The organism is Enterobacter sp. FW301-JW81 (assembly GCF_058788735.1).
Window position 1 is genome coordinate 276,712 of sequence record NZ_JBYTBA010000002.1, and the last position, 15,683, is coordinate 292,394.

The following is a 15,683-nucleotide window of genomic DNA, read 5'->3' on the forward strand; positions in this document are numbered from 1 at the left end:
GGTGCATGTGCAGTGTAGAGGTTTTCTGTTTGATCTGGACGGTACGCTGGTGGATTCGCTGCCGGTTGTGGAGCGTTCATGGTGCCACTGGGCTGACAGACATGGCATCGACCATCAGGAGGTGCTGAATTTTATCCATGGCAAACAGGCCATTACCTCGCTACGGCACTTCCTGGCCGGACGCTCTGAGGACGAAATTCAGGCGGAGTTCAAATACCTGGAACATATTGAAGCCACAGACACGGACGGCATCACCGCCTTACCGGGCGCGCGTGAACTGCTTGAGCATCTGAACGAAGCGCAGATCCCGTGGGCTATCGTCACCTCAGGCTCCATTCCCGTCGCTCATGCCCGCCATAAGGCGGCAGGCCTACCGAAGCCGGAAGTGTTTATCACTGCGGAGCGCGTTAAGCGCGGCAAACCCGAACCCGATGCCTTTTTACTGGGTGCTGAACTGCTGGGGCTCGCCCCCGCAGAGTGTGTGGTAGTAGAAGATGCGGCGGCCGGCGTACTGGCCGGGCTGAACGCCGGAAGCCACGTTATTGCGGTGAATGTTCCGGCGGGGTCTCCCCGCCTGGAGGAGGCAGACTTTGTGCTGGATTCTTTGACGGCCCTGGCTGTTTCGAAAGCCTCTGACGGCGTTGTAACCGTCTCGCTAAAAATGTAAACCCATGATATAGCCCCACGCTGATGGGGCTTTTTTATGGCAAAATTTCTCATCTCCCACTGACAAGGACATGTTGTGAACGGTGAACTGATTTGGGTCCTGAGCCTGCTTTTAATCGCCATCATTCTTTTTGCAACGGGCAAGGTGCGCATGGACGCCGTCGCCTTGTTTGTCATCGTCGCGTTTGTGCTGAGCGGTACGCTCACGCTGCCGGAAGCCTTCTCCGGGTTCAGCGATCCCAACGTTATCCTCATTGCCGCCCTGTTTATCATCGGGGATGGGCTGGTGCGCACCGGTGTGGCGACCATCATGGGGTCGTGGCTGGTGAAGGTGGCGGGCAACAGCGAAACGAAAATGTTGATCTATTTGATGCTGACGGTCGCCGGGCTGGGGGCGTTTATGAGCTCAACGGGCGTGGTTGCTATCTTTATCCCGGTGGTGCTGAGCGTCTCCATGCGGATGCAGAGCTCGCCGTCGCGCCTGATGATGCCCCTGAGTTTTGCCGGTTTGATCAGCGGCATGATGACCCTGGTGGCAACGCCGCCGAACCTGGTCGTCAACAGCGAGCTTATTCGGGAAGGCTTCCAGGGCTTCAGTTTTTTCAGCGTCACCCCGCTTGGGCTGGTCATTCTGGTGCTGGGCGTGCTTTACATGCTGCTGACCCGTTTTGCCCTCAAAGGCGAAAAACAGGACAAAAGCAAAGAGGGCTGGAAACGACGCACCTTCCGCGATCTGATAAAAGAGTATCGCCTCACCGGGCGCGCGCGCCGTCTGGCCATTCGCCCCGGCTCGCCGATGGTGGGGCAACGGCTTGACGACCTGAAGCTGCGCGAGCGCTATGGCGCGAATGTGATTGGTGTCGAGCGCTGGCGTCGTTTTCGCCGGGTCATCGTCAACGTCAACGGGGTATCGGAATTCCGCGCGCGGGATGTCCTGCTGATTGATATGTCTACCGCGGATGTAGATCTGCGCGAGTTTTGCAGTGAACAGATGCTGGAACCGATGGTGCTGCGCGGAGAGTATTTCTCAGACCAGGCGCTGGATGTCGGCATGGCCGAAGTGTCGCTGATCCCCGAATCGGAACTGTTGGGCAAAACCGTGCGGGAAATGGGGTTCCGGACGCGCTATGGCCTGAATGTCGTGGGGCTGAAGCGCGATGGCGTGGCGGTGGAAGGGGCGGTGGTGGACGAGCCGATCCTGCTGGGCGATATCTTTCTCGTCGTCGGCAACTGGAAGTTGATTAGCCAGCTCGGGCAAAAGGGCCGCGACTTTGTGGTGCTCAACATGCCTGTTGAAGAGAGCGACGCCTCCCCGGCGCACAGCCAGGCGCCCCATGCCATTTTTTGTCTGGTATTGATGGTGGCGCTGATGCTGACCGACGAGATCCCAAATCCGGTTGCGGCCATTATTGCCTGCCTGTTAATGGGGAAATTTCGCTGCATTGATGCCGAGAGCGCCTATAAAGCGATTCACTGGCCAAGCATCATTTTGATTGTAGGGATGATGCCGTTTGCACTTGCCCTGCAAAAAACCGGCGGTGTGGATTTAGTCGTTAAAGGACTTATGGACGTTGGCGGAGGATACGGCCCGTATATGATGATGATGTGCCTGTTCGTCATGTGCGCCACCATCGGGCTGTTCATTTCCAATACCGCCACGGCGGTGCTGATGGCGCCCATCGCGCTGGCGATGGCGAAATCCATGGGCGTATCGCCGTATCCCTTTGCGATGATGGTGGCGATGGCTGCATCAGCGGCGTTTATGACGCCGGTCTCTTCACCGGTCAATACCCTTGTGCTGGGGCCGGGGAACTACCGGTTCAGCGATTTTGTGAAGCTGGGTGTGCCGTTCACCGTGCTGGTGATGCTGGTATGCGTGGTGTTGATACCGGTGTTATTCCCGTTTTAGCGTGAGCGCAGAAACGTAGGCCGGGTAAGGCGAAGCCGCCACCCGGCGAAAAATTACAACGGAGAATCCTGGCTAATCTCATCCAGCGATAAATGGAAGCTCGGTACAAATACCTGCATAAAGTAATCCATCTCTTCGCTGCGGCGGGATTCCAGCGTTTTTTCCAGACGCGTTTTCGCCAGTAAAAACTCGTTATTCCCCGCGGACAGCTCTTCGAGACACTTCAGGTAGGCACACAGCGCGTCGGCTTGTTTGACCAGCGACTTTTCGTCTTCCGTATACTGATGCTCATCGATGAGCGGTTCAAAGATGTCGCGCAGCTCTTCTGGCACCATGTCAATCAGCTTCTGCTGAGCAATCTTTTCGATGGCCTTATATTCCTGCGCAATCTGCGAGTTGAAATATTTCACCGGCGTAGGCAGATCGCCGGTCAGCACTTCCGAGGCATCATGGTACATCGCCAGCAGAGCGATGCGTTCGGCGTTGACCTGACCGTTGAATTTGCGGTTTTTGATGGCGGCCAGCGCGTGCGCGACCATAGCAACCTGCAGGCTGTGCTCTGAAACATTTTCCGTGCGGACGTTGCGCATCAGCGGCCAGCGGTTGATGAGCTTCAGACGGGAGAGGTGGGCAAAGAAATGGCTCTGACTCATAGGTTACCTTTTGTCTTTACTGCGACACGCATTCATTGTGCGGGGAGGGGAGGCAAGATGCAAATCTGCAGGTGTTGTAGGCCGGGTAAGCGTAGCGCCACCCGGCAGAAAGCCAGCGTTACTGATGATAACCGGACAGGAATCGCCCGAAGCGGTTGATGGCCATTTCGAGGTCATCTTCGCGCGGCAGCGTCACGATACGGACGTGATCTGGCCATGGCCAGTTAAACGCCGTGCCCTGAACCAGCAGCACTTTTTCCTGCAACAGGAAATCGAGCACCATTTTCTGGTCGTCGTGAATGTTGAAGCGCTTCGCGTCGATTTTCGGGAACATATACAGCGCCCCGTTCGGCTTCACGCAGGAGACACCCGGGATATCGTTGATCAGCTCCCACGCGCGGTTACGCTGTTCGTACAGGCGACCGCCGGGAACGATGAACTCGCTAATGCTCTGATAGCCGCCAAGCGCCGTCTGGATCGCGTGCTGCGCCGGAACGTTGGCGCATAAACGCATGGAGGCCAGCATCTCCAGCCCTTCAATATAGCCTTTGGCGTGTTTTTTCGGACCGTTTAAGACCATCCAGCCCTGACGGAAACCGGCCACGCGGTAGGTTTTAGACAGGCCGTTAAAGGTGACGGTCAGCAGATCCGGGGCCAGCGCGGCAATAGAGTGGTGCTGTGCTGCGTCGTACAGGATCTTGTCGTAAATCTCGTCAGCGAAGATGATCAGGTTATGCTGGCGAGCGAGCTCGACGATCTCCATGAGCAGCTCTTTTGAGTAGACCGCGCCCGTCGGGTTGTTCGGGTTAATGATCACAATGCCGCGCGTGCGAGGCGTGATTTTCGCGCGAATGTCATCGAGGTCCGGGAACCAGTCAGAGGACTCATCGCACAGATAGTGTACGGCTTTACCGCTGGACAGCGATACGGCTGCCGTCCACAGCGGGTAGTCCGGCGCGGGTACCAGCATTTCGTCTCCGCTGTTCAGCAGCGCCTGCATTGCCTGCACAATCAGTTCGGAAACGCCGTTACCGATATAAATATCTTCAACGGTAACATCACGCATACCGCGTGCCTGGTAGTGCTGCATGATGGCTTTACGTGCGGAGTAAAGTCCTTTTGAATCGCAATAGCCCTGTGCGGTAGGAAGGTTGCGGATCACATCAACCAGAATTTCATCCGGCGCTTCAAAACCAAATGGCGCGGGGTTACCAATGTTGAGTTTCAGAACCTTATTGCCTTCTTCTTCAAGGCGTTTAGCCTCTTTCAGAACCGGGCCACGGATGTCATAACAGACGTTATCAAGCTTGCTGGATTTTTCGATAGGGGACATGAACCTTTAACCTTTTCGCTATTATTGCCGCTCCCTGCCGTGGAAGTCAGCACGGAATAATGTACTCCCCCCTCGCTTCGTTTTGAAGGGCGTGCAGTAGAAGATTTTGTGCTGGTAGCGAAATTTTGATAAATCTTTTTCTCTGAGGGTAAACTTTTTTACTGCCTTAAAGTTGTACACATAGAGAGGAACTAGGTTAATTGTGCTATGTGGTCGTAGAAATGCTGTATATTGTGCTGGTGAAAAATAAGTGATGAGGAGACAGAGGTGGCAATCACTCTGGGTGACTTTTCGTAAAACCTGAATGCTTGATACATCTTACGTTAATAGCATACTGTGGCTAAAAGTTACTCATGTGAAATTAATGTTAAGTGCCATTAATGAATGGTCTTAATCTAAATTAAAATTTATTTATTATTAACCTAAAAAATGCAACTTTAGTTAATTCTAATAAAATTAGTTTAGAAGCTTAACATTCTTCTTTAATCCTTAATATTGCAATAAGACTTATAAATAAAGTGGATTTGGGTTAAGATGTCTTTCAGGAAAGCAGAGGTCAGATACCAGCTTTTTGTATATCAGACACTGACTTTCCGAATTAATTGATTGTTATTGTTGGAGTTATCTCTGGCTGGAATGTGTCGAACATCTCCTGCTACGTTGACAGCGCTGCGATAAAGATGGCAGAAAAGGTGTTATACCTTTAATGTAATTTACATAAACCTGCGAACATCTAAATATCCTGAACGTTAAAAGAGAATAAAAATAACGTCATGAAACGTGCTTTCTGACTGTTGATATAAAGCAGCACAATAACTATCTGTCAGGCAGTCTGCCGGGCCGGGATGCGAGGGAAAACCTTCAGAGGGAATTGCTTAACTGTTATACACACAGCTTCAACCCGGGCAGCTCCGCACGAGCAACCTGAAAGTGAAAAGATATGATAAATGCAAATCGTCCGATAATGAATCTCGACCTCGATCTGCTGAGAACGTTTGTTGCGGTCGCCGATCTCAACACTTTTGCAGCTGCTGCTGCCGCCGTTTGCCGAACCCAGTCCGCCGTTAGCCAGCAAATGCAGCGGCTGGAGCAACTGGTTGGTAAAGAGCTTTTTGCCCGTCACGGGCGTAATAAGCTCTTAACGGAACACGGTATTCAGCTTCTGGGTTATGCCAGGAAAATTCTTCGCTTTAATGATGAAGCATGTATGTCATTAATGTTTAGCAACCTTCAAGGGGTGCTAACGTTAGGCGCATCTGATGAGTCAGCGGATACTATATTGCCGTTTCTTCTCAACCGCATTAGTTCGGTTTATCCGAAGCTTGCGCTGGATGTCAGCGTAAAGCGTAATGCCTTTATGGTTGAGATGTTAAATGAGAATAAAGTCGACCTGGTGGTCACCACGCATCGTCCCGGGCAGTTTGATTGCCTGACGCTGCGTACATCGCCTACGCACTGGTATTGCGCAGCCGAATATGTGCTGCAAAAAGGGGAGCCGGTTCCTCTGGTGTTACTGGATGACCCGAGCCCGTTCCGCGATATGGTGCTGACGGCGTTGAATGAGGCCAACATTCCGTGGCGTCTGGCGTACGTGGCTTCCACGTTGCCAGCGGTTCGTGCCGCGGTGAAAGCCGGGCTTGGCGTAACGGCCCGTCCGGTAGAGATGATGAGCCCGGATCTGCGCGTCCTGGGTAAATCCGATGGGCTTCCAGCGCTGCCAGATACGGAATACCTGCTCTGCCATAACTCAGCCAGTCATAACGAGTTGGCAAAAGTGGTGTTCGAGGCGATGGAAAATTACCACAACCCATGGCAGTTCGAGCGTGTTACCTCCGAAGGGGGGGATGATTCCCTGATTGTAGAAGGTGACTTTGAGTGATCGCTAGCTCAAAATTGTGGTAACAAAATGTAAGTGTAAAAAAAAGCCACTCGTGTGATTTTCGCATGCAGTGGCTTTTTTTTAGCAACAATACCCACTTGCGACGAGTGGGTTTTTAAGATTATATATATTAATCAAATGGTTGAACTGTTTTGATTAAAACTTATCCGTTTCCCGTTCTCACGTCATCCGTATCCTACCTTTGTTAAAAAAACAGGAAAGATGTTGCCGTTTTCCAGGTTGAATTAACAAAAGCGTGTCTCAGATCAAGAAAATACTCCTATTTGGGGGGAGGAATCGTTGGCAAATCCTGTCAAAATAGGAGGGTTATTTTTTTTACTTCCGAAACGGACACGATTCAACAACATACATTTGACGGAAAGTCATGTACCCACCAGGGTTAAAGGGCACCAAATGTTAATGAGAATCGCTCGATGTAATTTAATGTGAAGAAACCTTTGTTAAAGTTGACAATAGGTTATAGAAAGGAGTAAAAAACCCCATCATTTTGCTGTCTACGTCTCATTTCTGACAGTTAGTGTAAGGTTATTTGTTCCTCCCCATGAATCGATGTGATGCCCATCTGCCAGCAAGAGCAGTGTCGTTGGTATCACTTTTGATGAGTAAGCAATGAGTATGTCAACATCCACAGAAGTCATCGCTCATCACTGGGCATTCGCAATCTTTCTTATTGTAGCCATTGGCCTGTGCTGCCTGATGTTAGTCGGCGGCTGGTTCCTGGGCGGTCGCGCCCGCGCAAGGCACAAAAACACACCTTTCGAATCAGGTATTGATTCAGTAGGTACCGCTCGCTTACGCCTGTCTGCCAAGTTCTACCTGGTAGCCATGTTCTTCGTCATCTTCGACGTGGAAGCGCTTTACCTCTTCGCGTGGTCTACCTCCATTCGCGAAAGTGGTTGGGTGGGCTTTGTCGAGGCCGCAATTTTCATTTTAGTGTTACTGGCCGGTCTGGTTTATCTGGTGCGTATTGGCGCGCTGGACTGGACACCTGTGCGTTCACGCCGTGAACATATCAACCCGGAAAACAGTATCTCTAATCGTCAGCAGTAACAGCGAGGCAATAAGATGGATTATACGCTCACCCGCATAGATCCTAACGGTGAGAATGACCGTTACCCCCTGCAAAAACAGGAGATCGTAACCGACCCCCTGGAGCAAGAAGTCAATAAAAGCGTGTACATGGGCAAACTCGAGCATGCCATGCACGATATGGTCAACTGGGGTCGTAAGAACTCCATCTGGCCGTACAACTTTGGCCTTTCTTGCTGCTACGTTGAAATGGTGACGTCATTCACTGCGGTGCATGACGTTGCGCGTTTTGGGGCAGAGGTATTGCGTGCTTCCCCACGTCAGGCTGACCTGATGGTGGTAGCCGGTACCTGCTTTACCAAGATGGCGCCTGTTATTCAGCGTCTTTATGACCAGATGCTGGAGCCAAAATGGGTTATCTCCATGGGCGCATGTGCAAACTCTGGCGGTATGTACGACATTTATTCCGTCGTGCAGGGCGTAGATAAGTTTATTCCAGTGGATGTGTACATCCCGGGTTGTCCGCCACGTCCGGAAGCTTACATGCAGGCGCTGATGCTGCTGCAGGAGTCCATCGGTAAAGAACGTCGCCCACTGTCGTGGGTTGTTGGCGATCAGGGTGTGTATCGCGCGAACATGCAATCTGAGCGCGAGCGTAAACGTGGTGAACGTATTGCCGTCACCAATCTGCGTACGCCTGACGAAATTTAATTTGCGCCTGTAGGCCTGGAGAACACCTTCGCATATCACTACTCAAATAGCGCGAAGCCAGGCTCAACAGTCACCACGGACCATTTGCAATGGTGAACAATATGACCGACTTAACCGCGCAAGAAGCCGCCTGGCAGACAAGGGATCATCTGGATGACCCCGTCATTGGCGAACTGCGCAACCGTTTTGGGCCGGATGCCTTTACTGTTCAGGCTACCCGCACCGGGGTACCCGTTGTTTGGGTGAAGCGTGAACAATTGCTGGAAGTTGTCGATTTCCTCAAGAAATTGCCAAAACCGTACGTCATGCTGTTTGACTTACACGGCATGGATGAACGTCTGCGTACCCACCGCCAGGGTCTCCCTGCTGCGGATTTCTCCGTTTTCTACCACCTGATCTCAATAGACCGTAATACGGATATTATGCTCAAGGTGGCATTGTCTGAAAACGACATGCATCTGCCGACGATCACCAAACTTTTCCCAAACGCCAACTGGTATGAGCGTGAAACCTGGGAAATGTTCGGCATGACCTTTGATGGCCACCCGCATCTGACGCGCATCATGATGCCGCAGACCTGGACCGGCCACCCGCTGCGTAAAGACTACCCGGCACGTGCGACCGAATTCGATCCGTTTGAGCTGACCAAAGCCAAGCAGGATCTGGAGATGGAAGCGCTGACCTTCAAACCGGAAGACTGGGGCATGAAGCGCGGTACCGATAACGAGGACTTCATGTTCCTCAACCTCGGTCCAAACCACCCGTCCGCGCACGGTGCATTCCGTATTATTCTTCAGCTTGATGGCGAAGAGATTGTCGACTGCGTACCGGACATCGGCTACCACCACCGTGGTGCCGAGAAGATGGGCGAGCGTCAATCCTGGCACAGCTACATTCCGTATACCGACCGTATCGAGTATCTCGGCGGCTGCGTAAACGAAATGCCATACGTGCTGGCCGTTGAGAAACTGGCGGGTATCGTTACGCCGGATCGCGTTAACGTGATTCGCGTCATGCTGTCAGAACTGTTCCGTATCAACAGCCACCTGCTGTACATCTCTACGTTCATTCAGGACGTCGGCGCGATGACGCCGGTCTTCTTCGCCTTTACCGACCGTCAGAAAATCTACGATCTGGTCGAAGCAATTACCGGTTTCCGTATGCACCCTGCCTGGTTCCGTATCGGCGGTGTGGCACACGATCTGCCGCGCGGCTGGGACCGTCTGCTGCGTGAATTCCTCGACTGGATGCCAAAACGTCTGGCGTCTTACGAGAAAGCCGCGCTGCGTAACACCATCCTGAAAGGCCGTTCCCAGGGCGTTGCTGCCTACGGCGCGAAAGAAGCGCTGGAGTGGGGGACCACCGGTGCAGGTCTGCGCGCAACCGGTATTGATTTCGACGTGCGTAAAGCGCGTCCTTACTCTGGCTACGAGAACTTCGACTTTGAAGTCCCGGTTGGCGGCGGTGTTTCCGACTGCTACACCCGCGTGATGCTGAAAGTAGAAGAGCTGCGCCAGAGTCTGCGCATCCTTGAGCAGTGCCTCAACAACATGCCGGAAGGCCCGTTCAAAGCGGATCACCCGCTGACCACGCCGCCGCCGAAAGAGCGCACGCTGCAACATATCGAAACCCTGATCACCCACTTCCTGCAGGTTTCCTGGGGCCCGGTCATGCCGGCGCAAGAATCCTTCCAGATGATTGAAGCGACCAAGGGTATTAACAGTTACTACCTGACCAGCGACGGCAGCACCATGAGCTACCGCACACGCGTGCGTACGCCGAGCTTTGCGCACCTGCAGCAGATCCCGTCCGCCATCCGCGGCAGTCTGGTCTCCGACCTGATTGTGTATCTGGGTAGTATCGATTTTGTTATGTCAGATGTGGACCGCTAATTATGCACGAGAATCAACAACCACAAACCGAGGCTTTTGAGCTGAGTGAAGCAGAACGTGCCGCCATTGAGCACGAGATGCACCACTACGAAGACCCGCGTGCGGCGTCCATTGAAGCGCTGAAAATCGTACAGAAACAGCGTGGTTGGGTGCCGGACGGGGCGATCTATGAGATCGCAAAAGTGCTGGGTATTCCGGCAAGTGACGTAGAAGGCGTAGCCACGTTCTACAGCCAGATCTTCCGTCAGCCGGTTGGCCGCCATGTGATCCGCTACTGTGACAGCGTTGTCTGCCACATTACCGGCTATCAGGGCATTCAGGCTGCGATTGAAAAGAAGCTTAATATCAAGCCGGGCCAGACCACGTTCGACGGCCGCTTTACGCTGCTGCCGACCTGCTGCCTGGGTAACTGCGACAAGGGGCCGACCATGATGATTGATGAGGATACTCACAGCCATCTGACGCCGGAAGCGATTCCTGACCTGCTGGAGCAGTACAAATGAAAACTGTAATTCGTACTGCTGAGACGCATCCGCTGACCTGGCGTCTGCGTGATGATAAACAGCCGGTATGGCTCGACGAATATCAGAGCAAAAACGGCTATGCCGGTGCGCGTAAAGCCCTTGGCGGCATGGCGCCCGACGACATCGTAAATGCGGTGAAAGATTCTGGCCTGAAAGGGCGCGGCGGCGCGGGCTTCTCCACCGGTCTGAAGTGGAGCCTGATGCCGAAAGACGAATCCATGAACATCCGTTACCTGCTGTGTAACGCTGATGAAATGGAGCCGGGCACCTATAAAGACCGCCTGCTGATGGAACAGCTGCCGCACCTGCTGGTGGAAGGCATGCTGATCTCCGCGTTTGCGCTGAAAGCCTACCGTGGCTACATCTTCCTGCGCGGTGAGTACATCGAAGCGGCAGAAAACCTGCGTCGCGCGATCGCGGAAGCCACCGAAGCGGGCCTGCTGGGTAAAAACATCCTGGGCACCGGCTTTGACTTCGAGCTGTTCGTGCACACCGGTGCCGGGCGTTATATCTGCGGTGAAGAAACCGCGCTGATTAACTCCCTGGAAGGCCGTCGTGCGAACCCGCGTTCCAAGCCACCGTTCCCGGCAAGCTCCGGCGTATGGGGTAAACCGACCTGCGTAAACAACGTCGAAACCCTGTGTAACGTTCCGGCTATCCTCGCCAACGGCGTGGAGTGGTATCAGGGCATCTCCTCAAGTAAAGATGCCGGTACCAAGCTGATGGGCTTCTCCGGTCGCGTTAAAAATCCTGGCGTCTGGGAACTGCCGTTCGGTACCACCGCACGCGAAATTCTTGAAGACTACGCCGGCGGCATGCGCGATGGCCTGAAATTCAAAGCCTGGCAGCCGGGTGGGGCAGGGACAGACTTCCTGACCGAAGCTCACCTTGACCTGCCAATGGAATTCGAAAGCATTGGTAAAGCAGGCAGCCGTCTGGGTACGGCGCTAGCGATGGCCGTCGACCACGAGATCGGCATGGTATCGCTGGTGCGTAACCTGGAAGAGTTCTTCGCCCGCGAGTCCTGCGGCTGGTGTACACCGTGCCGTGATGGTCTGCCGTGGAGCGTGAAGATCCTGCGTGCTATCGAACGTGGCGAAGGCCAGCCTGGGGATATCGAGACGCTTGAGCAGCTGTGTCGATTCTTAGGCCCGGGTAAAACCTTCTGTGCCCACGCACCGGGTGCCGTCGAACCTCTGCAGAGCGCGATTAAATATTTCCGCGACGAGTTCGAAGCAGGCATCAAGCAGCCGTTCAGCAATACCCATGCGATTAATGGGATTCAGCCGAACCTGCTTAAAGCGCGCTGGTAACGACAAGAATTTTGATTAACGCTCGGTTTCGACTGAGCCAACTGGAAGCATGCTAATGGCTACGATTCATGTAGACGGCAAAGAATATGAGGTCAACGGGGCGGACAACCTGCTGGAAGCTTGTCTGTCGCTCGGCCTTGATATTCCGTATTTTTGCTGGCATCCGGCGCTGGGCAGCGTCGGTGCTTGCCGCCAGTGTGCGGTGAAGCAATATCAAAACGCGGAAGACACGCGTGGTCGCCTGGTGATGTCCTGTATGACGCCAGCCACCGAAGGCACCTTTATTTCGATTGATGACGAAGAAGCGAAACAGTTCCGCGAAAGCGTTGTGGAATGGTTGATGACCAACCACCCGCACGACTGTCCGGTCTGCGAAGAGGGCGGTAACTGCCACCTTCAGGATATGACCGTGATGACCGGTCACAGCTTCCGTCGCTATCGCTTTACCAAGCGTACCCACCGTAACCAGGACCTGGGGCCGTTCATCTCTCACGAAATGAACCGCTGCATCGCCTGCTACCGCTGCGTGCGTTACTACAAAGATTACGCGGACGGCCAGGATCTGGGCGTCTATGGCGCACACGATAACGTCTACTTCGGTCGTCCGGAAGACGGGGTGCTTGAGAGCGAATTCTCCGGTAACCTGGTGGAAATCTGCCCAACCGGCGTATTCACCGATAAAACCCACTCCGAGCGCTACAACCGTAAGTGGGACATGCAGTTTGCGCCAAGCATCTGCCAGCAGTGTTCCCTCGGCTGTAACACCAGCCCGGGCGAGCGCTACGGCGAACTGCGTCGTATCGAAAACCGCTACAACGGCACCGTTAACCACTACTTCCTGTGCGACCGCGGTCGTTTCGGCTATGGCTATGTGAACCTGAAAGACCGTCCGCGTCAGCCGGTTCAGCGCCGTGGCGACGACTTTATTACCCTGAACGCTGAACAGGCGATGCAGGGCGCGGCAGACATTCTGCGCCAGTCGAAGAAAGTGATCGGTATCGGCTCCCCGCGCGCCAGCATCGAAAGCAACTTCGCGCTGCGCGAGCTGGTTGGCGCGGAAAACTTCTACACCGGTATCGCCCAGGGCGAGCAGGAACGTCTGCAGCTGGTGCTGAAAGTGCTGCGTGAAGGCGGTGTCCACACCCCTGCGCTGCGCGAAATTGAATCTTATGATGCGGTTCTGGTGCTGGGTGAAGACCTGACGCAGACCGGCGCACGCGCGGCTCTGGCGGTTCGTCAGGCGGTGAAGGGTAAAGCACGTGAAATGGCGGCCGCGCAGAAAGTGGCTGACTGGCAAATTGCGGCAATCCTGAACATCGGCCAGCGCGCTAAGCATCCTCTGTTTGTGACTAACGTCGACAACACCCGTCTGGACGATATCGCGGCCTGGACCTACTGTGCACCGGTTGAAGATCAGGCGCGCCTCGGATTTGCGATTGCCCACGCGCTGGACAACAGCGCGCCGGCAGTTGAACTGGATCGCGACCTGCAGAACAAGGTCGACGTGATTGTTCAGGCCCTGGCGGGTGCGAAGAAACCTCTGATTATTTCAGGCACTAACGCCGGAAGCGCGGAGATCATTCAGGCCGCAGCAAACGTTGCCAAAGCCCTGAAAGGCCGCGGTGCCGACGTCGGCGTGACCATGATTGCCCGTGCGGTAAACAGCATTGGTCTGGGCATGATTGGCGGCGGCTCGCTGGAAGCTGCGCTAAGCGAACTGGAATCCGGTTCTGCTGACGCCGTTGTGGTGCTGGAAAACGACCTGCATCGCCATGCTTCTGCCGCGCGCGTAGACGCCGCACTCTCCAAAGCGCCGCTGGTGATGGTTATCGATCATCAGCGCACCGCGATTATGGATAAAGCGCACCTGGTGCTCTCTGCGGCAAGCTTCGCAGAAAGCGACGGTACCGTAATCAACAACGAAGGCCGCGCGCAGCGTTTCTTCCAGGTTTACGACCCGGCGTACTACGACAGCAACACCGTGATGCTGGAAAGCTGGCGCTGGCTGCACTCCCTGCACAGCACCGTGCAGAGCCGTGAAGTGGACTGGACGCAGCTCGACCACGTTATCGACGCGGTAGTCGAGAAACTGCCTCAGCTGGCAGGCATTAAAGATGCCGCGCCTGAAGCAAGCTTCCGCATTCGCGGCCAGAAACTGGCGCGTGAACCGCACCGCTACAGCGGCCGTACCGCAATGCGCGCCAATATCAGCGTGCACGAACCGCGCCAGCCGCAGGATAAAGACACCATGTTCGCCTTCTCAATGGAAGGGAACAACCAGCCGTCTGCCCCGCGTTCACAGATCCCATTTGCGTGGGCTCCGGGCTGGAACTCCCCGCAGGCATGGAACAAGTTCCAGGCTGAAGTGGGTGGTTCACTGCGCCACGGCGATCCGGGCGTACGTCTGATTGAAGCCTCCGAAACCGGTCTGGACTTCTTCACGACCGTTCCGGCGAGCTTCCAGGCGCAGGAAGGTAACTGGCGCATTGCGCCGTACTACCATCTGTTCGGTAGCGACGAGCTGTCCCAGCGTTCACCGGTCTTCCAGACCCGCATGCCGCAGCCGTACATCAAGCTCAACCCGGCGGATGCCGCGAAGCTTGGCGTTAACGCTGGCGCACACATTGCCTTTAGCTATGACGGCCAGACAATCAGCCTGCCGCTGATTATCTCCGAAGGTCTGACAGCAGGGCAGGTGGGTCTGCCGATGGGTATGCCTGGCATCGCGCCGGTACTGGCGGGTGCGCGTCTTGATAACCTGCAGGAGGCAAAAGCATGAGTTGGTTAACGCCGGATCTTATCGACATCCTGCTGAGCATTCTGAAAGCGGTTGTGATTCTGCTGGTGGTGGTCACCTGCGGCGCGTTCATGAGCTTTGGTGAACGTCGTCTGCTCGGTCTGTTCCAGAACCGTTACGGACCGAACCGCGTGGGCTGGGGTGGTTCACTCCAGCTGGTCGCGGACATGATCAAGATGTTCTTTAAAGAGGACTGGATCCCGCGCTTCTCTGACCGCGTGATCTTTACTCTGGCGCCGATGATCGCCTTCACCTCGCTGCTGCTGGCGTTTGCGATCGTTCCCGTCAGCCCGACCTGGGTTGTGGCTGACCTGAACATCGGCATTCTGTTCTTCCTGATGATGGCTGGCCTCGCGGTTTACGCGGTGCTGTTCGCAGGCTGGTCCAGTAACAACAAATACTCGCTGCTGGGTGCGATGCGTGCTTCCGCGCAGACGCTGAGCTACGAAGTGTTCCTGGGTCTGTCCCTGATGGGCGTGGTGGCGCAGGCCGGTTCATTCAACATGACCGACATCGTCAACAACCAGGCCGACATCTGGAACGTTATCCCGCAGTTCTTTGGGTTTATTACCTTTGCTATCGCGGGCGTGGCCGTGTGTCACCGTCACCCGTTTGACCAGCCAGAAGCCGAACAGGAACTGGCCGACGGTTACCACATCGAATATTCCGGTATGAAATTCGGTCTCTTCTTCGTGGGCGAGTACATCGGTATCGTCACCATTTCCGCGTTGATGGTAACGCTGTTCTTTGGTGGCTGGCATGGCCCGTTCTTACCGCCGTTCATCTGGTTCGCGCTGAAAACCGCGTTCTTCATGATGATGTTCATTTTGATTCGCGCAGCGTTACCGCGTCCACGTTATGACCAGGTAATGTCCTTCGGCTGGAAAGTGTGCCTGCCGCTGACGCTCGTCAACTTGTTGGTAACGGCGGCTGTCATTCTCTGGCAGCAGCCATAA

12 protein-coding genes are annotated in these 15,683 nt (G+C 54.6%); 10 read left to right on the forward strand and 2 right to left on the reverse strand.

Translation table 11 applies throughout. The annotated features are described in order from the left end of the window. Window positions 1–7 precede the first annotated feature (7 nt). Entirely contained in the window at window positions 8–667 is a 660-nt protein-coding gene (locus AC3WOK_RS08300) for a sugar phosphatase (RefSeq protein WP_063429123.1), read from the forward strand. A 75-nt stretch (window positions 668–742) separates the two neighbouring features. After that, the gene (locus AC3WOK_RS08305; protein WP_059312844.1) at window positions 743–2,575 is read left to right on the forward strand and encodes an SLC13 family permease; all 1,833 of its coding nucleotides are present in this window, start codon (window positions 743–745) and stop codon (window positions 2,573–2,575) included. 53 nt (window positions 2,576–2,628) lie between these two features. On the opposite strand, the gene yfbR is transcribed toward AC3WOK_RS08305, so the two are convergent. After that, window positions 2,629–3,228, reverse strand: coding sequence for a 5'-deoxynucleotidase (gene yfbR / locus AC3WOK_RS08310; protein ID WP_028016242.1), 600 nt, complete (start codon window positions 3,226–3,228; stop codon window positions 2,629–2,631). A 118-nt stretch (window positions 3,229–3,346) separates the two neighbouring features. Beyond that, window positions 3,347–4,561: an alanine transaminase AlaA gene (gene alaA, locus AC3WOK_RS08315; RefSeq protein ID WP_059312843.1), complete on the reverse strand. Its 1,215-nt coding sequence runs from the start codon at window positions 4,559–4,561 to the stop codon at window positions 3,347–3,349. Between the two features lie 940 nt (window positions 4,562–5,501). Between alaA and lrhA the strand changes: the two genes are divergently transcribed. The 8 genes from lrhA to nuoH all read left to right on the forward strand — a co-directional run bounded on the left by lrhA (window position 5,502) and on the right by nuoH (window position 15,683). Next, complete coding sequence (lrhA, locus tag AC3WOK_RS08320; RefSeq protein ID WP_047346617.1) at window positions 5,502–6,440, forward strand: transcriptional regulator LrhA; 939 nt, start codon at window positions 5,502–5,504, stop codon at window positions 6,438–6,440. Window positions 6,441–7,070: 630 nt separating this feature from the next. Continuing rightward, window positions 7,071–7,511, forward strand: coding sequence for an NADH-quinone oxidoreductase subunit NuoA (nuoA, locus tag AC3WOK_RS08325; RefSeq protein ID WP_003861475.1), 441 nt, complete (start codon window positions 7,071–7,073; stop codon window positions 7,509–7,511). A gap of 15 nt (window positions 7,512–7,526) precedes the next feature. Further along, window positions 7,527–8,201 (forward strand): NADH-quinone oxidoreductase subunit NuoB, encoded by a 675-nt coding sequence (gene nuoB / locus AC3WOK_RS08330; RefSeq protein WP_003861482.1) that lies wholly within the window; start codon window positions 7,527–7,529, stop codon window positions 8,199–8,201. Between the two features lie 89 nt (window positions 8,202–8,290). Then, entirely contained in the window at window positions 8,291–10,093 is a 1,803-nt protein-coding gene (gene nuoC / locus AC3WOK_RS08335; protein WP_023312537.1) for an NADH-quinone oxidoreductase subunit C/D, read from the forward strand. Between the two features lie 2 nt (window positions 10,094–10,095). Beyond that, the gene (gene nuoE, locus AC3WOK_RS08340; protein WP_006176513.1) at window positions 10,096–10,596 is read left to right on the forward strand and encodes an NADH-quinone oxidoreductase subunit NuoE; all 501 of its coding nucleotides are present in this window, start codon (window positions 10,096–10,098) and stop codon (window positions 10,594–10,596) included. Beyond that, window positions 10,593–11,930 (forward strand): NADH-quinone oxidoreductase subunit NuoF, encoded by a 1,338-nt coding sequence (gene nuoF / locus AC3WOK_RS08345; protein ID WP_023312536.1) that lies wholly within the window; start codon window positions 10,593–10,595, stop codon window positions 11,928–11,930. Before nuoE ends, nuoF begins: the two co-directional genes overlap by 4 nt. A gap of 55 nt (window positions 11,931–11,985) precedes the next feature. Then, a complete protein-coding gene (gene nuoG / locus AC3WOK_RS08350; protein ID WP_447856011.1) occupies window positions 11,986–14,709 on the forward strand; it encodes an NADH-quinone oxidoreductase subunit NuoG in 2,724 nt (907 codons plus the stop codon). Then, window positions 14,706–15,683 carry an NADH-quinone oxidoreductase subunit NuoH gene (gene nuoH, locus AC3WOK_RS08355; protein WP_047346615.1) on the forward strand — a complete coding sequence of 326 codons (978 nt, stop codon included), beginning with the start codon at window positions 14,706–14,708 and terminating at the stop codon, window positions 15,681–15,683. Before nuoG ends, nuoH begins: the two co-directional genes overlap by 4 nt.

Excerpts from the sequence above, each read along its gene's own strand:
- yfbR (WP_028016242.1), bottom strand. The coding sequence starts at position 3,228 with ATGAGTCAGAGCCATTTCTTTGCCCACCTCTCCCGTCTGAAGCTCATC.
- alaA (WP_059312843.1), bottom strand. The coding sequence starts at position 4,561 with ATGTCCCCTATCGAAAAATCCAGCAAGCTTGATAACGTCTGTTATGAC.
- lrhA (WP_047346617.1), top strand. The coding sequence starts at position 5,502 with ATGATAAATGCAAATCGTCCGATAATGAATCTCGACCTCGATCTGCTG.
- nuoA (WP_003861475.1), top strand. The coding sequence starts at position 7,071 with ATGAGTATGTCAACATCCACAGAAGTCATCGCTCATCACTGGGCATTC.
- nuoB (WP_003861482.1), top strand. The coding sequence starts at position 7,527 with ATGGATTATACGCTCACCCGCATAGATCCTAACGGTGAGAATGACCGT.
- nuoC (WP_023312537.1), top strand. The coding sequence starts at position 8,291 with ATGGTGAACAATATGACCGACTTAACCGCGCAAGAAGCCGCCTGGCAG.
- nuoE (WP_006176513.1), top strand. The coding sequence starts at position 10,096 with ATGCACGAGAATCAACAACCACAAACCGAGGCTTTTGAGCTGAGTGAA.
- nuoF (WP_023312536.1), top strand. The coding sequence starts at position 10,593 with ATGAAAACTGTAATTCGTACTGCTGAGACGCATCCGCTGACCTGGCGT.
- nuoG (WP_447856011.1), top strand. The coding sequence starts at position 11,986 with ATGGCTACGATTCATGTAGACGGCAAAGAATATGAGGTCAACGGGGCG.
- nuoH (WP_047346615.1), top strand. The coding sequence starts at position 14,706 with ATGAGTTGGTTAACGCCGGATCTTATCGACATCCTGCTGAGCATTCTG.